Genomic DNA, 19,252 nt, shown 5'->3' on the forward strand with positions numbered 1-19,252 from the left:
TATGAATATGATCGCGAATATGATCGGCAAGGGCGTCGCCCCACTGGCCGCAGCGCTGCTGCTGACCGCCTGCGCGGCGCCAACGTTCAAACAGCCTGACATCGCCGTGCCGACGGCGTTCAAGGAAGGCCAGAGCTCGGCCAACGCGGTGCAAACCGCGGCCGACGGCAGCCGCTGGAAGCAGGCGCAGCCTGCCGAACAGCAGCCGCGCGGCGAATGGTGGCTGGCCTTCAACGATCCGGCCCTGAACCAGCTGATCGGCGAAGCCACCAAGGCCAACGCCAACCTGGCCGTGGCGGCCGCCCGCGTCAAGCAGGCGCGCGCCATCGCCGGCATCGCCGAAGCGGACCGCATTCCGCAAGTGGGCGTGGGCGTGGGCGCCCAGCGCGCCCGCAACTCGGCGCAGTCGCTCGGCCTGCCGGCCGGCTCGCCGGTGGCGCCGCAAACCAGCTACACCGCCAGCCTGACCGCCAGCTACGAGGTCGACCTGTTCGGCCGCGTTTCCTCCGGTGTGGACGCGGCCCGCAGCGACGCCGCTTCCGTGGAAGCGACCTACCGCTCGGTGCTGCTGGCGGTGCAGGCCGACGTGGCGCAGACTTACTTCCGCCTGCGCGCCACGGACGCCGAATTGGCCACCCTGGAGCAGACCGTGCGCCTGCGCGAAGAAAACGTGAAGGTCAACCAGCGCCGCTTCGACCTGGGCGACATCGGCGAATTCGACCTGTCGCGCGCCAAGACCGAACTGGCCACCTCGCGCGCCGAAGCCATCGGCCTGCAGCGCACCCGGGTGACCACCGAGCACGCGCTGGCCGTGCTGCTGGGCAAACCGGCGGCCGACTTCACGGCAGGCGTGAGTCCGCTGCTGGACTCGTCGCTGCTGCCGGCCATCCCGGCCGGCCTGCCGTCGGCGCTGCTGGAGCGCCGCCCGGACATTGCCTCCGCGCAGCGCGCCATGGAGGCGTCCAACGCCCGCATTGGCGTGGCCCGCGCGGCCATGTTCCCGGCGCTGAACATCAACGCCAACGGCGGCGGCGCAGCCGGCACGTTCTCGGAAGTGTTCAAGTGGAGCAGCCGTTCCTGGGTACTGGGCGCGCTGATGTCCATGCCGCTGATCGACGGCGGCCGCAACAAGAACAACGTGGTGCGCAGCGAAGCGGCGCTGGAAGAATCGGTCGCCAGCTACCGCCAGAGCGTGCTCACCGCGTTCGCCGAGGTGGAAGACAACCTGGCCGGCCTGCGCATCCTGTCCGGCCAGACCCAGGAAATCGACGACGCGCTGGTCTCGGCGCGCCGCTCGGCGGACCTGGCGCAAAAGCTGTACACGGCCGGCCGCTCCAGCTACCTGGACCTGCTGGACGCGCAGCGCAACCTGGCCAGCGTGGAACGCGCGGCGGTACAGCTGCGCGGCAGCCGCGCGGTCACCACCGTGGCGCTGATCCGTTCGCTGGGCGGCGGCTGGGATGCCGGCGCACCGCTGGCTGTTGCATCCAAGTAATTTTGAGTTAATCCTATACCGGTAGTTCTCGTTTTGCCCTTGACGGCGCCAGTGATGGCGCCGTTTTTTTTAACATCGTTTAACTCGCGTTTCATTGCTTTTCTCGCTAGACTCTTTGCAGAATCGACAGCGAAGGAAAGCCATGAAACAGTCATTGCTGGCCGTATTGCCGTTTGTTTTGCCGCTCGCCTTGCCGCTCGCCTTGTTAGGCGCTTGCGGCGAGAAGCCGAAGGAGGCGCCGCCGCAGGGCGGGGCGCCGGTGTCCGCCGCGCTGGTGGTGGAGAAAGAAATCACCGAGACCCAGGAATTTTCGGGCCGGCTGGAGGCCATCGAGCGGGTCGAAGTGCGGCCGCGCGTGGGCGGCTATATCACCGCCGTCAACTTCACGCCGGGCAGCATCGTGCGCAAGGGCGACGCGCTGTTCGTGATCGATACGCGTCCCTACCAGGCGGCGCTGAGCGGGGCCGAAGCGGCGGTGGCATCCAACCGCGCCAAGGCCGAACTGGCCAAGCTGGAACTGACCCGCGCCGAGCGCCTGTACGCCGACCGCGCCATCGCCCAGCGCGAGCTGGACGAGCGCGCCGCCGGGCTGAAAGAGCTGGACGCGGACCTGCGCGGCGCCCAGGCGGCATTGGAAACGGCGCGCCTGAACATGGGCTACACGCGGGTGCAGTCGCCCATCGCGGGCCGTGTCAGCAAGGCTGAAATCACCGTCGGCAACCTGGTCGACACCACGGCGGTGCTGACTTCCGTGGTCTCGGTCGACAAGATCTACGCCAGCTTCGACGGCGACGAGGAAACCTATCTGCGCGTGGCGCCGCTGGCGCACAAGGGCACGGCGGTACCGGTGCGGGTGGGGCTGGCCAACGAGCAGGGCTTCCCGCACGAAGGCAAACTGGAGTTCGTCGACAACCGGCTCGACCCGCAGTCCGGCAGCGTGCGCATGCGCGCCACCTTCGTCAATGCGGACAACACGCTGGTGCCCGGCCTGTTCGCGCGGGTGCAGGTCAGCGGCGGCAAGGACGGCAAGGCAAGCCAGGCGCTGCTGATCAACGAGCGCGCCGTGGGCACGGACCAGAACCGCAAGTTCGTCTTCGTGGTGGGCAAGGACAGCAAGGCCGAATACCGCCCGGTATCGCTCGGCCCCACGGTCGACGGCCTGCGGGTGGTGCGCTCCGGCCTGCAGCGCGGGGAGAAGATCGTGGTCGGCGGCCTGCAGCGCGTGCGGCCGGGCGCGCCCCTCGCGCCGCAGATCGTCGGCATGGATTACGACCCGGCGGCGCCGCCCAAGCCGGCCAAGGAAACCAAGGTGGCCGACGCTGCCGGCGCTGCCAGGGCGGAGGGGACGAAATGAACTTCTCCCGCTTCTTCGTCGATAAACCCATCTTCGCCGCCGTCCTGTCCATCATCATCTTCGTGGCGGGGCTGATCGCCATCATCGAACTGCCCATTTCCGAGTACCCGGACGTGGTGCCGCCCTCGGTGGTGGTGCGCGCCCAGTACCCGGGCGCCAACCCCAAGATCATTGCCGAAACGGTGGCCGCGCCGCTGGAGGAGCAGATCAACGGCGTCGAGAACATGCTGTACATGGACTCGAAGAACACCTCCGACGGCTCGCTGGCGCTGACGGTGACGTTCAAGATCGGCACCAATGTGGAGCAGGCCGAGACCCAGGTGCAGAACCGCGTGCAGCGCGCCTTGCCGCGCCTGCCGGAAGAAGTGCGGCAGATCGGCGTGACCACCGTGAAGTCCTCGCCCAACCTGACCATGGTGGCGCACCTGGTCTCGCCCAACGGCCGCTACGACGACGTCTACCTGCGCAACTACGCGGTGCTGAACGTGAAGGACCAGCTGGCGCGCATCCAGGGCATGGGCGAGGTGCAGCTGTTCGGCGCCGGCGACTACGCCATGCGCGTGTGGCTGGACCCGCAGAAGGTGGCCGCGCGCAACCTCACCGCCAACGACGTGGTGCAGGCCATCCGCGAGCAGAACGTGCAGGTGGCGGCCGGCGTGATCGGCGCGGCGCCGTCGCGCGGCTCCGAGTTCCAGCTCACGGTCAACACGCAGGGACGGCTGAAAACACTGGAAGACTTCGGCGCCATCGTGGTCAAGACCAGCGGCGACGGCGCCACCACGCTGCTGCGCGACGTGGCGCGGGTGGAGCTGGGCTCCAACTCCTATTCGCTGCGTTCTCTGCTGAACAACAAGTCGGCCGCCGCCATCGGCATTTTCGAGGCGCCCGGCGCCAACGCGCTGCAGCTCTCGACCGACGTGCGCAAGACGCTGGCGGAACTGAAGAAGGACTTCCCGGAGGGCGTAGACTTCGACGTGGTCTACGACCCGACCCAGTTCGTGCGCGAATCGATCAAGGCCGTGATCCATACGCTGCTGGAAGCGGTGGCGCTGGTGGTGCTGGTGGTGATCGTGTTCCTGCAAACCTGGCGCGCCTCCATCATCCCGCTGCTGGCGGTGCCGGTGTCGATTGTCGGCACCTTCGCGGTGATGCTGATGTTCGGCTTTTCCATCAACACGCTGTCGCTGTTCGGCCTGGTGCTGGCGATCGGCATCGTGGTGGACGACGCCATCGTGGTGGTGGAAAACGTGGAGCGCAATATTGCCAACGGCCTCACGCCGCACGACGCCACCATCCAGGCCATGAAGGAAGTGAGCGGGCCCATCATCGCCATTGCGCTGGTGCTGTGCGCCGTGTTCGTGCCGATCGCCTTCGTGTCCGGCCTGTCCGGCCAGTTCTACCGCCAGTTCGCGCTCACCATCGCCATCTCGACCGTGATCTCGGCCTTCAGTTCGCTCACGCTGGCGCCGGCGCTGGCCGCCTCGCTGCTGCAGCCGCACGACGCGCCGAAAGATCCGCTGACGCGGCTGATGGACAAGCTGTTCGGCCGCTTCTTCCACTGGTTTAACAAGGTGTTCGGGCGCGCCTCGGCGCGCTACGAGGACGGCGTGGGAGGGGTGCTGAAACGCAAAGCGGGCGCGGTCGGCGTCTACCTGCTGCTGGTGGTGGCGGCCGGCCTGATGTTCCGCGCCGTGCCGGAAGGTTTCGTGCCGGGGCAGGACAAGCAATACCTGGTCGGCTTCGCGCAACTGCCGGACGCCGCGTCGCTGGACCGCACCGACGCGGTGATCCGGCGCATGTCCGATGTCGCCACCGGCGTGCCCGGCGTGCAGGACTCGATCGCATTTCCCGGCCTGTCGATCAACGGCTTCACCAACGCCCCCAACGCGGGCATCGTCTTCATCGGCCTGAAACCCTTCCATGAACGGCACGGCGACGCCGAATCCGGGCTCGGCATCGCTGCCGAAGTAAACAAGCGCATGGGCGCCATCCAGGACGCGTTCATCATGGTGTTCCCGCCGCCGCCGGTGAACGGCCTGGGCACCATCGGCGGCTTCAAGATGATGATAGAAGACCGGGGCAACCTGGGCTATGACGAGTTGTACAAGGCGGTGCAGGCCCTGCAGATGAAAGCCTGGCAGGAGCCGAAGCTGGCGGGCGTGTTCTCCAGCTACCAGATCAATGTGCCGCAGCTGTTCGCCGACATCGACCGCACCCGCGCCAAGCAATTGGGGGTGGCGCTGCCCACCATCTACCAGACCTTGCAGATCAACCTTGGCTCCCTTTACGTGAACGACTTCAACCAGTTCGGCCGCACCTACCAGGTGCGGGTGCAGGCCGATGCGCAGTTCCGCTCGCGCGTGGAGCAGATTGCCCAGCTCAAGGTGCGCAGCGACCGCGGCGAGATGATACCGCTGTCGTCGCTGATGCGGGTCAGCGACACCTACGGGCCGGACATGGTGCAGCGCTACAACGCTTACGTGGCGGCGGACCTGAACGGCGGCCCGGCGCCGGGCGTGTCTTCCGGGCAGGCGCAGGAAGCGCTGGAGAAGCTGGCGCGCGAAGTGCTGCCCAAGGGGATCGGCTACGAATGGACCGAGCTGACCTACCAGGACATCCTGTCCGGGAACACCATGGTCTACGTGTTCCCGCTGTGCGTGCTGCTGGTGTTCCTGGTGCTGGCGGCGCAGTACGAGAGCTGGACCTTGCCGCTGGCGGTGATCCTGATCGTGCCCATGTCCATCCTGTGCGCGCTGGCCGGCGTGAAGCTCACCGGCGGCGACAACAACGTGTTCACGCAGATTGCGCTGTTCGTGCTGGTGGGATTGGCGTCGAAAAACGCCATCCTGATCGTGGAATTCGCGCGCGAGCTGGAGGACCACGGCCGCACCATCCTGCAGGCGGCGCTGGAAGCCTGCCGCCTGCGGCTGCGGCCCATCCTGATGACGTCCATCGCTTTCATCATGGGCGTGCTGCCTCTGGTGTTCTCCAGCGGGGCCGGGTCGGAAATGCGGCACGCGATGGGTGTGGCCGTGTTCGCCGGCATGCTGGGCGTGACCTTCTTCGGCCTGTTCCTCACGCCGGTGTTCTACGTCATCCTGCGCACCTTCGCGCGCAAATTCGAGCGCAAGCCGCACGCCGGACCGGCGCCGGCAGCGCCACATACAGGGGGCGAGGGGCACTGAGCGCGTGCCCGGCTTAGCGCGGCGCTGCGGCTTTCAGGCCGTGTTTGCGGGCGATGGCGGCCACCGTGCCGTCACGCTGCAGCTGGCGCAGCGTGGCATGAAACAGTTCGGCCTGCCGCACCGACATTTTCTTGCGCGACAGGCCGATGTAGTATTCAACCTTCTGCACTTCACCGACCTGCTTCAGGCCCGCGTCGCCTTCCTGCTTCATCAGGTGCAACGCCAGGTCCAGGTTGATGAACACCGCGCCCTTGGCGCCGTAGCGGCCCAGCCGCAGTTTGCGCAGCGCGGTGGGATTGTCCATCTCCACCTCCAGGCGCGCATCCGGTATGGCCTGGATCAGGTCGGTGGCGGCGTAGGAGGTGCCGGACGGTCCGTACGCCCCTATGGTGTAGCCGGCCAGGTCGGCCGGGCCGGTGTAGCGCATGGGATTTTGCTGCTGGGCGTACAGGACGTAGGACGACTGGATAACCGGGGCGCCCATGTGGAAAATCTGTTCGCGCTGCGGCGTCTTGAGCAGCAACAGGATGCCGTCGGCCATGCCGCTCTGGGCCAGCGCGTAAGCGCGCCGCCAGGGATAGACCTCGAGCTTGCACTCGGTCTGCATGGCCGCGCAGACTTCCCGCAAGACTTCGGGGAAGACGCCGACAGGCTGGCCGCCCTTGACGTCGTTAAATGGCGGGAAAACCTGCATGACGAAAGTCAGCGGCGGCGCGGCAAGCGCGGCGGCCGGCAGCAGCGCGGACAGCAAAACAGCCAGCAGGGGGAGCCGTGTCGGCCGTAGCGATGGCCGCGAGCATGTCCTGGTCATGGCTCGTCCTTTTGAGGGAGGGATGGCTCCAGACTATAGGCGCATTTCACGCTCCGATCAACTGCGGCCCCGCGGCCATTGGTTTATCATGCTGGCTGGCTGATTTGATAAAGAGGGCAGTTTGATAACGAGTGCTTTGCTGGCGGCAGTGCCGGGTATTCAACATGGTTTTGGCACCGCTTCCGCGCTGGTGCCGGAGCCGCTGCAAGCGGCGTGGGAGCTGCGCCCGGCCAAGCGCCAGGTGCACGGCACGCGATCGGTGCGCATCACCGCGATGCAGCAGGCTGCGGGCGAGGCCGATGCGTTCTACACCTCCGCCAGCGGCATTCCGGTGAGCGTGATCACCGCCGATTGCGTGCCGCTGCTGATGGCGCGGCGCGACGGCGCCATGGTGGCGGCGCTGCACGCCGGCTGGCGCGGCCTGTACGCCGGCATCATCGGCCAGTTCTGGCATGGGCTGCGCGAACGCGGCGAACGGCCGTCCGACTGGGTGGCCGCCATCGGCCCCACCATCTGCGCAGCGTGCTATGAAGTGAGCGAGGAACTGGCGCAAGACTTCCTGCGCCGCTACGCGGCGCTGCCGTCGGCCACCATCCTGCCGAGCGAGCGCCACCTGGATTTGCGGGCCCTGGCGCAGCACGAGCTTGAACGCGCGGGGCTGGGCGGATTCGAGCACGTGGGCGGCTGCACTTGCTGTGCGCGCGGCGCGGATGGGGCGCTGACCTTCCGCAGCTACCGCCGCGGCGACCGCAATTCTCAGCAGCATGCCGGAGTGTTGCGTCTTTGAAACGGTGTCGATGCGCCGCCGACCATCCGCTGGATGCCGTTGCGGCCCGGGCATAGCATGGTTGACCACCATAAGCGTCCGGGAGACGCAACAATGAAATTCCTGCAATCCATGCTGACGGCGCCGCTGGCCGCCCCAAGTTGGCTGGCTAAGTTGGCTGGCTAAGTTAGCTGGCTAACCGTAGCGCAATGGCTGCGGGCGTAGAGTTTGCGCTATGAGCGACGCACTGAAAACCTACAAGGCCAAGCGCAACTTCGCCGTGACGCCCGAACCGGCCGATGGCGGCGAGGAGGGTGGCGAGCACCTGTCGTTCGTCATCCAGAAGCACTGGGCCTCGCGCCTGCACTACGACTTCCGGCTGGAGCTGGACGGCGCCATGAAAAGCTGGGCGGTGCCGAAAGGCCCCAGCTACGACACGCATGACAAGCGCATGGCCGTGCACGTGGAAGACCATCCGATTTCCTACAATGCCTTCGAGGGCACCATCCCGGAAAAGCAGTACGGCGCCGGCAAGGTCATCATCTGGGACAAGGGCACCTGGCATCCGCTGGACGATCCGCGCAAGGGCTACAAGGCAGGCAGCCTGAAGTTCGAGCTGCGCGGACACAAGCTGCACGGGCGCTGGGCGCTGGTGCGAATGAAAGGGCGCGGCGAAAAGCAGGAACCCTGGCTGCTCATCAAGGAGAAGGACGAGTATGCGCGGCCGGCCGCCGAGTTCAGCGTGGTCGACGAGATGCCGGACAGCGTAAAAAAGCTGGGCATGCCGAAGGCGCAGAAGCGCAGCGCCGCCGCGTCCAGCCCCGCCGCCAAGCGGCCCGCCGCAGCCGCCTCGGACGCCGGCGCCGGCGTGGCTGCTGAAAAAGCCGAACTCCCCGCCACGCTGGCCCCCGAACTGGCCACGCTGGTGGACAAGGCCCCGGGCAATCCGGAAGACTGGCTGTTCGAGATCAAGTTCGACGGTTACCGCATCCTGGCGCGGGTGGATGGCAAGGATATCAAGCTGTTTACGCGCAACGGCAACGACTGGACCCACAAGCTCAAGCCACTGCACGCCGCGCTGCTGAAAATGAAGCTGCCGCGCGGCTGGTACGACGGTGAAATCGTGGTGCACGACGAGAACGGCCGGCCGGACTTCGGGCTGCTGCAGCAATCGTTTGACAACGAGAAGACCAGCAATATCGTTTACTTTGTTTTCGATGCGCCTTACCTGGACGGCTATGACTTGCGCAGCGTGCCGCTGGTGCAGCGGCGCGAGCTGCTGGCCGCCGTCATGGCCAAGCACGAGGCGGCCATGGTGCGCCTGAGCGCGCAGCTGGACGCGCTGCCGGAAGAGATGGTGGCGGCGGCCTGCAAGATGGGACTGGAGGGCATCATCGGCAAGCGCCGCGATTCGGGCTACACCTCGCGCCGCTCGGGCGACTGGATCAAGCTCAAATGCGGGCAGCGGCAGGAGTTCGTCATCGGCGGCTATACCGACCCGCAAGGCTCGCGCACCGGCATCGGCTCGCTGCTGCTGGGTACTTACGACAAGGGCGGCAAGGGCGGCAAGCTGCATTACGCGGGCAACGTGGGCAGCGGCTTTAACCAGGCCAGCCTGACAACACTGAAGGCCAGCCTGGACAAGCTGGCGGCCGGCGAGAGCCCGTTCGCGCCCACCCGGGCCATCGCCAAGAAAGCGCACTGGGTCAAGCCCACCCTGGTGGCGGAAGTCAGCTTCGGCGAGTGGACGCGCAGCGGCTCGGTGCGGCACGCCGTGTTCCAGGGCCTGCGCAACGACAAGGCGCCGAAGATGATCACGCGCGAACAGCCGGCGCACGTGGAAGACCTGGCCTACGCTGAGCCTGACAAGCCCGCGCGCAAGAGCGCCCGCAGCGGCGCCGGGGCCAAAGCCGGCGGCAAGGCCGGTGGCAAGGCGCCTGCGCAGGGCGGCGGCCAGCCCGAGCCAGGTGCCGCTGCCGCCCCGGCGGCGCTGCACGGCACGCTGCCCGAGACGCTCAAGGTCACCAACCCGGAGCGCGTCATCGATGCCGAAAGCGGCACCACCAAGATCGCGCTGGTGCGCTACTACGCCCTGGTGGGCGGGCTGATGATGGAACATCTCAAGGGGCGCCCGGTATCGCTGGTGCGCGCGCCGGCCGGCGTGGGCGGGGAACTGTTCTTCCAGAAGCATGCCGACGTCACCAGGATGCCCGGCCTGATGCACCTCGACCAGGACCTGGACCCCGACCATCCGCCCATGCTGGCGGTCAAGAGCGTGGATGGCCTGCTGTCTGCCGCGCAGTGGAATGTGGTGGAGATCCACACGCAGAACGCCGTGGCCCGCACCTACGAAAAGCCCAACCGCATGGTGTTCGACCTCGACCCCGGCAAGGGCGTGGACTGGCCGGCCATCCAGGAGGCGGCGGAACTGATGCGCGCCTTCCTCGACCAGCTGGGCCTGCCAGCCTTCCTGAAGACCAGCGGCGGCAAGGGTCTGCACGTGGTGGTCCCGGTCAAGCCCGGCTACGACTGGGACACGGTGAAGTCCTTCTCCAAAGCCGTTGTCGAGCACATGGCCGCCACATTGCCGGACCGGTTCGCGCTCAAGAGCGGGCCAAAGAACCGGGTGGGCAAGATATTCATCGACTACCTGCGCAACGGACGGGGCGCGACCACGGTCTGCGCCTGGTCCGCGCGCACCCGGCCCGGGCTCGGCATTTCGGTGCCGGTGCGCTGGGAAGAGCTGTCCCATCTGAAGGGGGGCGACCACTGGAGCGTGAGCACGGTACACACCCGGCTTGACGAAGGCAACCTGCCATGGGAGGGTTACGACAGCGCCGCCAGGAGCATAGGCGCGGCCATGAAGGAACTGGGTTTTGTGGCAGAGTAGCAGCGCACTGTCATGGACCCGCAATGCATCCAGCGGAGGTAAGTATGTTACGCGACTATTCCCAATTTCCAGACGATGAAAACGGTGGCGTGCTGTGGGGCATGGACCAGGACGGGGACGACCTGGAAATTCCCAGGGAGATGGATTTCTCCGTCATCTTCCCCTCTGAAGAGGGGGCGCTGAAGTTTGCCACCCAGCTTCTGCGCGACGGGCAGAAGGTCTCGTTTGCGCCGTACGAAGGCAATGCCGACTTGCCATGGCAAGTGCAAGCTCATCCCTTCATGGTGCCCACCCACGAGAGCATCACCGGTTACGAGGATGAACTGGCCAGGGCCGCCAAGCTGTTCGGCGGCCGCAATGACGGCTGGGGCTGCGTGTCGCAGGCCGCCTTGCCGGAATAGCGCGGGCGGCCGCGGCGCTGTGGCTGTTCAGGCGGCCTTGCGGCGCGAGGCGGCGGCGCTGCGGGGCTTGGCCTTTGCCGCAGTCTTGGCGGCAGTCTTGGCTGCGGTTTTGGCTGCCGTGCCGGCGCTCCTCGCCGGCCGCGCCTTGCTGGCGCCGGCCTTGGCTGCGGCCGGCTTGCGCGCGCGCGGGGCGCTGTCCACGTCCTCGTCCGATTGTTCCGACACTGCCGCCTGCTCCGGCTCTTCGGCCGGGGCGGCCTTGCCTTTGCCCTTGCCGCCCAGGCTCTGCTTGAGCAGCGCCACCAGGTCCACCACGTTGCTGCTGGCGGCCTGCTTCTTCTCCGGGGCCGGCACGGTGATCGACTTGGTCTGCCTGGCCTTGACCTTTTTCTCCACCAGTGCCAGCACGTCGTTCTTGTACGTGTCGTGGTACTGTTCGGGATCCCATTCCTCCGTCATGCCTTCCACCAGCGACAAGGCCATCTGCAGCTCCTTGTCCGTGATGCCGGCCGACTTGACCGTCCTGGGCGGCAGCTTCAGTTCCGCCTTGCTGCGGATTTCCTCGGCGAAGCGCAAGGTGTTGAGGATGATCGCGTCGTCCACGCACACCAGCGCGCACAGGTGCTGGCGCACCCGTATCACCACCGTGGCGATGGCAATGCGGCCGGCTTTGCGCAAGGTTTCGCGCAGCAGCGCGTAGACCTTGTCGCCGCCGCGTCCCGGCGCCAGGTAATAGGGCGTTTCAAAATAGGTCAGCGGCACGTCGGCGGCGTCCACAAAGGCCAGGATGTCGATGGTTTGCGTCGCCTCCACGTTGGCCTGGCGCAGGTCCTCGTCCGACAGCACCACGTACTCGCCGTCCTTGTACTCGTAGCCCTTGATGATGTTGTCCCAGGTGACTTCCTTGCCCGTCCCCTTGTTGTAGCGCTTGAAGCCGATGGGCGAGAAGTCGCGCTTGTCCAGCATGGTCAGGTCCAGGTCGTGCGACTGCACGGCCGTGTGCATCTCGACCGGGATGTGCACCAGGCCGAAGCTGATGGCGCCTTTCCACAATGAGCGAGCCATGGCGCCATTCCTCCCTATCCGCCCACGCTGCCGGTGATCGGCAGCACGATGCCCGAGATGTAGCTGGAGCAGCTGGGTGCGGCCAGGAACACATATGCCGGCGACAGCTCCTCGGGCTGGGCAGGGCGCTTCATGTCGGTCGTGGCGCCGAACTGGGCGATCTTGTCGGGCGGCTGGTCGGCCGGGTTGAGCGGGGTCCAGACCGGCCCCGGCGCCACGGCGTTCACGCGGATGCCCTTGTCCAGCAGGTTGGACGCCAGCGACATCGTGAAGGCGTGGATGGCGCCCTTGGTGGTGGAATAGTCCAGCAGGTGCGCCGAGCCCTGCAGCCCGGTCACCGAACCGGTGTTGATGATGGCGGCGCCGCGCTGCAAGTGCGGCACCGCCGACTTGGCCATGTGGAAGTAGCCGTAGATATTGGTCTTCATGGTCAGATCGAAGCGCTCCTCGCTCAGTTCCGTCAGCGAACCGGCATGCTCCTGGAAGGCCGCGTTGTTGACCAGGATGTCGAGATGGCCGAATTCGGCCACCGTCTGCTGCACGGCGCGGCGGCAAAATTCCGGGTCGCACACGTCGCCCGGCAGCAGCAGGCAGCTCTGGCCCTCGGCCTCCACGTAACGCTTGGTTTCGGCCGCATCGTCGTGTTCGTTCAGGTAGACGATGGCCACGTCGGCGCCCTCGCGCGCGTACAGCACCGCCACCGCGCGGCCGATGCCCGAATCGCCGCCGGTGATGATGGCCGCCATGCCGCTCAGCTTGCCGCTGCCGCAATAGTCCGGCGCCAGGAAGCGCGGTTTCAGTTCCATGTCCGCTTCGCTGCCCGGTTTCTCCAGGTGCTGCTGGGGCAGCGGCGGGCTGGGCTGGTCGTGGCGGCTGGTTTGCACCGCGTCCTGGCTTTCCTTGTGCTGGCCCTGGATCTGGTCGCGCCGGTCCTGCTCTTGCTGGACAGCACGCTGCATGCTGCCGGCGGATTCCGCCGACCTGTTTTCCGAATTTGGCATGACGCTCTCCTTCCTCTCCAAGCAGCCAGTATTCAGACGGCGTGCTGCGCTGACCGTGCGGTTTCACACATAAAGCTGTATTTTTAGCCCACCTACGTTGCTAATTGTGAACTTTATGGCAAACTGTAGAAGAATCTATAAGAATACTTGGGGATATCTCATGACCGCAGACATCGACAGCCATGCCCGGCGGGTAGGGCTTTTTCTCAATCTGGCCAGTGAACGGCGGGGCGAGTTCCAGGCCAGCTGCGGCGAGCTGTTCAACCGCCTGTTGCTCACGGAAACGTTCGACGGCGCCACCGCCATGCTGGCGCGCCAGCCGGTGGACCTGCTGGTGCTTGACCTGGACGGCTTCGCCGACAACGGCGACCTGGCTGCGGCCAGCGTACTGATCCGTGCCCGGCACGGCGCGCCGGTGCTGGTGTTGTGCCCCTACGGGAACACGTCGTGGCTGCCGGAGCTGATGGCGGCCGGGCCGCTGACCTACCGCATCAGCCCGCTCCTCAGCGAAGACTTGCAGCAATCCGTGAGCCAGGCGCTGACCGCGCCGCTGGATGCGGCGGCCAGCGCGCAGCAGGCACTGCTGGACAAGGAGAAGGAGCTGCGCGACCTGCTGGCCATCCAGCGCAGCGTGCAACGGGCGCTGGTCGGCATGGACGAGCTGGACGTGATGGCGGCGCGCATCTGCAACGCGCTGTGCAGCTTCCCCGGCGTGCGGCACGCGGCGCTGTTCCATATGCGGGAGCGCGGCAACCTGGTGCTGGCCGCGCAGGAATCGCGCAACCATCTGGACATGGTCCGGCTGCTGCAGCGCAGCGAGCGGCTGTTGCAGGCGGAGCTGTCCCACAGTTTCCCGCCGCTGATGGCGGTGGGCAGCGGCGAGATGGTGCTGCTGGACGCGCCGGAAAAGGCCGGCGATCCCGAACTGGCGATGACGCTGCACGACAAGGGCGTGCGCATGGTGCTGGCGCTGCCGCTGCGCAGCGAGGCCGGCGGGCCGGTGCAGGGTGCGGTCAGCCTGATGTTCGACCGCCACATCGGGTTTTCGCGCGAACAGTTTTGCGGCTTGGGCAGCCTGGCCCAGTTCATCAGCTTCGGCCTGGCGATGAGCGAGCTCAAGCATCAAAACGACGCGCTGGCCGGCAAGCTGACCCAGATCACCACGGTGGACGCGCTGACCGGCGCGTACAACCGGCGCCACGGCGAGGGCGAGCTGGCCAATGAGATGCGCCGCGCGCGGCGCTACGGCATGCCGCTGGGCGTGATCGCCTTCGACATCGACAATTTCCGTTCGGTCAACGACATCTACGGCTATCCGTGCGGCGACCAGGCGTTGCGGGCGGTGGCGCAGACCGTGCTGGGCCGGCTGCGCACGTCGGACATGCTGGTGCGCATGCGGGGCGAAGAATTTCTCATCATCGCCACCCACACCGCCGCCATCGACGCGCTCAAGCTGGCCGAAAAGCTGCGCGAAACGATAGCCGGCACCGAGCTGCCGGGTTGCGAAGCGGTGACCATCAGCCTGGGCGTGGCGCAGGCCGGTCCCGAAGAGGGCGCCGCCACCCTGCTCGAACGCCTGGACGCCGCCCTGCACCGCGCCAAGCGCGCCGGCCGCAACTGCGTCGAACTCGCCATGGCCTCCTAAGCCCAACCAGCCTCAGCCGCACCCCCCCACTTCGGGGTCAGACCCCGGGGTGTGGAAAATGCGGCTCAGTTCGCTTTGTTGACAGGGGCGTGCGCGCGGTAGGCGAAGGCGTTTCCTACGCGTTCTGGTGTCAACTCCTTCGAGTTTGCCGTATTTCCTACACACGGACTGAGCCGCATGCTGCCTGCTGCGGGGTCTGACCCCGAAGTGGGGGGATGCGGCTGAGATTGCTTGCATTAGGGGGCTTCGAGGGCGGTGGCGACGCCTTGGCCGCCGCCGACGCATTGGGTGGCCTGCGCGCAGCGGCTTTGCCGGTGATGCGCGCGCCGGTGGCGCCCAGCGGGTGGCCGATAGCCATGCCGCTTCCGTCGATCTGCACCACCGCCGGATCGATGCCCAGTTCGCGCACGCTGGCCGTCGGTTGAATGGCGATCGTCATCAATACTTCATATATTACGTTCATAATGTATAATGTCAGGCAGAACTTTGCGGAAGGAGAGCAACATGAAGGTGAGCAGGGAGCAGGCGGCGTTGAACCGCGAACGCATCGTGGAGACAGCGGCCAGGCTGTTCCGCGAAAAAGGTTTTGACGGCATCGGCGTGGCCGACCTGATGAAGGGCGCCGGCCTGACCCATGGCGGCTTCTACGGCCATTTCGGCTCCAAGGAGCTGTTGCTGGCCGAAGCGGCCGCCAAGGCGCTGGAAAAGTCGGTGACGACGTGGCGCAAGCTGGCCGACCGGGCGCCGGAACAGCCGGTGGCGGCGATTGCCGCATCCTATCTGTCGGTTGCGCACCGCGACGCGCCGGGCAAGGGCTGCGCGGTCAGCACGCTGGGCACGGATGCGGCGCGGGCCGGGCCGGAAGTGCGCAAGGCGATGTCCGACGGCGTGCAGGCCCAGCTGAAACTGCTGGCCGAGCTGGAGCCGGGCGCGGATGGCGCTGCGAAACGGCAGCAAGCGATCGCCGACTATGCCAGCATGGTGGGCGGCCTGGTGCTGTCCCGCGTGATGGCCGACCCGGCCCAGTCGGAGGAAGTGCTGGCGGCGGTGGTGGCGGCGCTGGAGCGGGGACGGCAGGCGCGGTCCGCCTGACCGCCGCAGGCCGCTGCGCCCGGCGGCGCGCCGCGCTGGCGGGCCGGAGGAGCGGCCTCAGGCGGGGCTGGCGGCGGCCGGGCGCAGCGCCTGCCAGGCGGCGGCGGTGCGCAGCAAGCGGCCCAGGAGGATGCCGTTGAACAGCCCGAACGCCATGCAGGCGGGCACCGCAAAACGCATGTCGCCGCGCAATGCGGGCTGCACTGCCAATGCGGCGCCGACTGCGTACTTACAGCAGAACACCGCCATCATCAGCGCCAGCGGCATCCAGCTGCCGCGCTGCGTCACGGTGCCGGCCGCGTGGTCCACGGCCTTTGCGCCATCGCCGCCCGCCCGGGTCCGGGCCAGCGCCGCGCCCGCCAATGTTGCCGCCAGCCAGGCGGCCCCGGCCGGCGTCCAGAGACCAAAGCCGGTCGCCACGCTGTTCAGTCCCAGCACCAGCATCCCCCCCGGAATGATGAACACGCTGCGGTAGCGGACCACGCGGTCCTGGCTGGCCGCTACGCCGCGATAGACCAGGAAGGCGAGGATGGCCCAGACGTAGGCCGGGGTGTGGGACAGGATTTGCTGCAGCATGTGGACTCCGTTGGTGTCGGGTGGAATAAGGCAAGTGGGCTCACTATGCGGCGCGGCGCGCGGCCGGGCCACCGGTTTGCGACGAAACCGGCGTGCGGCGGAGCGAAACCGGCCGTGGCGGCGGTACAAGCTGGCCGGCATAGCCCGGCCGCCAGGCGCAGGCGCCATATCCGTTTTCCGTATATCCATATGCGTTGCCCGTATGGTAGGCTTCGCTTATTTTCAAGGCGGAACAGGCTAGAGCATGCTGCATTGGTTGAGGCAATACCGGCGTGCCATGTTGCCGGGCGACATCAGCGCCGGCATCGTGGTGGCGATGATGATGATCCCGCAGGGCATGGCGTATGCGCTGGTGGCCGGCTTGCCGCCGGTGGCGGGGATTTACGCCAGCATCCTGCCTCCGGTGCTCTACGCCCTGTTCGGCAGCAGCATGACGCAGTCGGTCGGCCCGATGGCCATCGTGGCGCTGATGACGGCGGCCGTGATCGGGCCGCTGGCGCCGGCGGGCTCGGCGCTGTATGGCGTGCTGGCGGCGCAGCTGGCGCTGGTGGCCGGCGTGGTGCTGCTGTTGTGCGGCGCGCTGCGCATGGGCTTCCTGGCTAATTTCTTCTCGCGTCCGGTCATGAGCGGCTTTACGGTCGGTTCCGTCGTCATCATCGCCGCTGGCCAGGTCAAGCCGCTGCTGGGCGCGACTTTGCCCGCCTTCCACGCGCCCAGCGCCGTGCTGGGCGGCGTGTCATTGCTGCTGCTGGTGCTGGGCAAGCGCTATGCGGCGGGCCTGCTGCGGCGGTGCGGCCTGCCGGCCGCGCATGCGGAGCTGGGCGCGCGCCTGGTGCCGATGCTGGTGGTGCTGGCTGCCACGGCCGCCGTGCCGCAGCTGGGCCTGCAGGCGCTGGGCATCCAGACCACGGGCGCGGTGCCGTCCGGCCTGCCGCAGCTGAACCTGGCTACCTCGTCCAGCCATTGGCGCGCGCTGCTGCAGCCGGGCCTGCTGATCGGCTTTATCATCTTCCTGCTGAGTATGTCCGCCGCGCAGTCGCTGGCGCTCAAGCGCAACGAGAAGCTGGTGGCCAACCAGGAGCTGTTCGGCCTGGGCGCGGCCAACGTGGCCAGCATGGTGTCCGGCGGCTTCCCGGTCACCGGCGGCATGTCGCGCTCGGCAGTCAATTTTTCGGCCGGCGCCAACACGCCGCTGGCCAGCATCATCACGTCGGGCCTGCTGACGCTGGCCTTGCTGGCACCCACCGGCTGGCTGGCGCTGCTGCCTTTGCCGACGCTGGCCGCCACCATCATCGTGGCCGTGCTGGGCTTGCTGGAATTCGACACGCTGCGCATGGCCTGGCGCTACGACAGGGGCGACGCCGCCGCCTGGGGCGCCACTGCCGCCGGCGTGCTGGCGCTGGGCGTGGAAGCGGGCGTGGTGGTCGGCGTGTTATTGTCGATGGGCACGCTGATCTGGCGCGCCAGCCGGCCGCACATCGCGGTGCTGGGCCGTATTCCGGGCAGCGAGCACTACCGCAATATCGAACGCTACCGGGCTGAAACGCAGGCCGAGGTGCTGGTGCTGCGCATCGACGCCAATCTGTTCTTCGGCAACGTGGAAGCGGTGGGCGAGCGTATCGAGGACGAACTGCGGGCGCATCCGTCGGCGCGCCACCTGGTGCTGGCGATGACGGCCGTCAGTTCGATCGACACCACGGCATTGTTTGCGCTGTCGGAATGGAATGCGGGCATGCGCCGGCGCGGCGTGGCGCTGCACCTGGCGGAGGTCAAGGGGCCGGTGCTGGACCGCCTGCGCCAGAGCGATCTGCTGCAGCAGTTGAGCGGCCCCATTTTCCTCAGCACGGCGATGGCGTGCAATGCGCTGCAAGAGGGCCGCGAAGGCGGCATGGCGGAACACATTTAGGAGTAGACATGCAGGACCAGCAGGACAAACCTTACCGCCCCGGCGAATCGCCGGGCAGCGTGGAACGCCGCGCAGCCAAGCTGCTGTGCGCCGCCTTCAACCGCGAGGACGACGTGGCCAAGCGCGCCGCGATCCTCGAGCAATTGCTGCGCAAGCCGAACAATGCGCATTTCGAGGCGCCATTCTTCTGCGACTATGGCTACAACATCAGCGTGGGCGAGCATTGCTTCGCCAACCATAACCTGGTGATCCTGGATTGCGCGCCGGTGACCCTGGGCAGCCATGTGCTGATCGGCCCGAACACCGTGATCTCGGCCGCCAGCCACCCGGTGGACCCGGTGGCGCGCGCGGCCGGCGTGTTCGAGGCGCTGCCCATCACCATCGGCAACCATGTGTGGATAGGCGCCAACGTCACCATCCTGCACGGGGTCACCATCGGCGACAACTGCACCATCGGCGCCGGCAGCGTGGTGAGCAAGTCGATTCCGGCCAATAGTTTGGCGGTGGGCAATCCTTGCAGGGTGGTGCGCGAGATTGCCCAGGCGTCTTAGGAAAAATCTATCGATGCGGTAAAAACAATTGTCTTTCAAAGTTAAATGAGAATCGTTATTATTTGCTGACACGCTCAGTCAATAAGAGGTTCTCATGCTCACCGCCGCGAAAAAAGTCAGCCAGGTAGCCGCCCATACGGGTATTGCGTTCAGCCTGATGTATGTGATGACCGGCTCGGTCGTCTTCGGCGGACTGGCCGCAGTGCTGGAACCGGTGGTCAATGTGCTGCTGCTGCCCTTCCATGAACGCGCATGGCATCAGCTGCGCTCCCGCGCCGTGGCGGCCCGCGCCCGCTATGCCGCCCTGGCCGGCGAGAAGATCAGCCAGACCCTGATGCACGCGACCGTGGCCTTCCTGATGCTGTGGTGGGCTACCGGTTCGATGGCCATGGGCGGCCTGGCGGCGGTGCTGGAACCCATACTGAACGTGATCGCCTTGCCTTATCACGACCGGCTGTGGGACAAGCTGCAGCTGCGCATGGCGCCGGCCGGCGCCGCTGCTGCCGCCTGACAC

The 19,252-nt window shown here is 66.9% G+C and carries 16 protein-coding genes; 11 read left to right on the plus strand and 5 right to left on the minus strand.

The features are described 5' to 3' along the window. Position 1: 1 nt before the first annotated feature. From ASD15_RS20470 to ASD15_RS20480, 3 genes are all read left to right on the plus strand, one after another. Positions 2-1,495 carry an efflux transporter outer membrane subunit gene (locus tag ASD15_RS20470; RefSeq protein ID WP_157201052.1) on the plus strand — a complete coding sequence of 498 codons (1,494 nt, stop codon included), beginning with the start codon at positions 2-4 and terminating at the stop codon, positions 1,493-1,495. 142 nt (positions 1,496-1,637) lie between these two features. Beyond that, positions 1,638-2,849 (plus strand): efflux RND transporter periplasmic adaptor subunit, encoded by a 1,212-nt coding sequence (locus ASD15_RS20475; protein WP_082552002.1) that lies wholly within the window; start codon positions 1,638-1,640, stop codon positions 2,847-2,849. Further along, complete coding sequence (locus tag ASD15_RS20480; protein ID WP_057156885.1) at positions 2,846-6,034, plus strand: efflux RND transporter permease subunit; 3,189 nt, start codon at positions 2,846-2,848, stop codon at positions 6,032-6,034. Before ASD15_RS20475 ends, ASD15_RS20480 begins: the two co-directional genes overlap by 4 nt. A gap of 13 nt (positions 6,035-6,047) precedes the next feature. On the opposite strand, the gene ASD15_RS20485 is transcribed toward ASD15_RS20480, so the two are convergent. Next, positions 6,048-6,845, minus strand: a complete 798-nt coding sequence (locus ASD15_RS20485; RefSeq protein WP_082552003.1) for an ABC transporter substrate-binding protein — start codon at positions 6,843-6,845, stop codon at positions 6,048-6,050. Positions 6,846-6,966: 121 nt separating this feature from the next. Here ASD15_RS20485 and ASD15_RS20490 point away from each other — a divergent pair, with 121 nt between their 5' ends. From ASD15_RS20490 to ASD15_RS20500, 3 genes are all read left to right on the plus strand, one after another. Then, positions 6,967-7,632 (plus strand): polyphenol oxidase family protein, encoded by a 666-nt coding sequence (locus ASD15_RS20490; protein WP_157201053.1) that lies wholly within the window; start codon positions 6,967-6,969, stop codon positions 7,630-7,632. Positions 7,633-7,846: 214 nt separating this feature from the next. After that, positions 7,847-10,501, plus strand: a complete 2,655-nt coding sequence (gene ligD, locus ASD15_RS20495) for a DNA ligase D (protein WP_057156888.1) — start codon at positions 7,847-7,849, stop codon at positions 10,499-10,501. Between the two features lie 44 nt (positions 10,502-10,545). Beyond that, positions 10,546-10,902, plus strand: coding sequence for a ribonuclease E inhibitor RraB (locus ASD15_RS20500; protein WP_057156889.1), 357 nt, complete (start codon positions 10,546-10,548; stop codon positions 10,900-10,902). A 27-nt stretch (positions 10,903-10,929) separates the two neighbouring features. Here ASD15_RS20500 and ASD15_RS20505 read toward each other — a convergent pair whose 3' ends face one another. Both ASD15_RS20505 and ASD15_RS20510 read right to left on the minus strand, forming a co-directional pair. Continuing rightward, entirely contained in the window at positions 10,930-11,967 is a 1,038-nt protein-coding gene (locus ASD15_RS20505) for a Ku protein (RefSeq protein WP_057156890.1), read from the minus strand. A 14-nt stretch (positions 11,968-11,981) separates the two neighbouring features. Next, positions 11,982-12,968, minus strand: a complete 987-nt coding sequence (locus ASD15_RS20510) for an SDR family oxidoreductase (RefSeq protein WP_057156891.1) — start codon at positions 12,966-12,968, stop codon at positions 11,982-11,984. A gap of 160 nt (positions 12,969-13,128) precedes the next feature. On the opposite strand from ASD15_RS20510, the gene ASD15_RS20515 reads away from it, so the two are divergent. Then, entirely contained in the window at positions 13,129-14,613 is a 1,485-nt protein-coding gene (locus ASD15_RS20515) for a diguanylate cyclase (protein ID WP_057156892.1), read from the plus strand. Between the two features lie 157 nt (positions 14,614-14,770). On the opposite strand, the gene ASD15_RS31880 is transcribed toward ASD15_RS20515, so the two are convergent. Further along, the gene (locus ASD15_RS31880) at positions 14,771-15,052 is read right to left on the minus strand and encodes a hypothetical protein (RefSeq protein WP_373888195.1); all 282 of its coding nucleotides are present in this window, start codon (positions 15,050-15,052) and stop codon (positions 14,771-14,773) included. A 65-nt stretch (positions 15,053-15,117) separates the two neighbouring features. Here ASD15_RS31880 and ASD15_RS20520 point away from each other — a divergent pair, with 65 nt between their 5' ends. Then, complete coding sequence (locus ASD15_RS20520) at positions 15,118-15,705, plus strand: TetR/AcrR family transcriptional regulator (protein ID WP_057156893.1); 588 nt, start codon at positions 15,118-15,120, stop codon at positions 15,703-15,705. A gap of 57 nt (positions 15,706-15,762) precedes the next feature. Here the strand turns inward: ASD15_RS20520 and ASD15_RS20525 are convergent, their stop codons facing one another. Beyond that, positions 15,763-16,470 (minus strand): DUF6622 family protein, encoded by a 708-nt coding sequence (locus ASD15_RS20525; RefSeq protein ID WP_373888196.1) that lies wholly within the window; start codon positions 16,468-16,470, stop codon positions 15,763-15,765. 55 nt (positions 16,471-16,525) lie between these two features. On the opposite strand from ASD15_RS20525, the gene ASD15_RS20530 reads away from it, so the two are divergent. The 3 genes from ASD15_RS20530 (at position 16,526) to ASD15_RS20540 (ending at position 19,249) form a co-directional block, all read left to right on the plus strand. Further along, positions 16,526-18,187 carry a SulP family inorganic anion transporter gene (locus ASD15_RS20530; protein ID WP_057156895.1) on the plus strand — a complete coding sequence of 554 codons (1,662 nt, stop codon included), beginning with the start codon at positions 16,526-16,528 and terminating at the stop codon, positions 18,185-18,187. A gap of 8 nt (positions 18,188-18,195) precedes the next feature. Beyond that, a complete protein-coding gene (locus tag ASD15_RS20535) occupies positions 18,196-18,738 on the plus strand; it encodes a sugar O-acetyltransferase (protein WP_057156896.1) in 543 nt (180 codons plus the stop codon). A 94-nt stretch (positions 18,739-18,832) separates the two neighbouring features. Further along, positions 18,833-19,249 carry a DUF2061 domain-containing protein gene (locus ASD15_RS20540; RefSeq protein ID WP_057156897.1) on the plus strand — a complete coding sequence of 139 codons (417 nt, stop codon included), beginning with the start codon at positions 18,833-18,835 and terminating at the stop codon, positions 19,247-19,249. Positions 19,250-19,252: the final 3 nt, after the last annotated feature.

It is taken from the genome of Massilia sp. Root351, from assembly GCF_001425045.1.
In the GTDB taxonomy this organism is placed as follows: domain Bacteria; phylum Pseudomonadota; class Gammaproteobacteria; order Burkholderiales; family Burkholderiaceae_D; genus Rugamonas.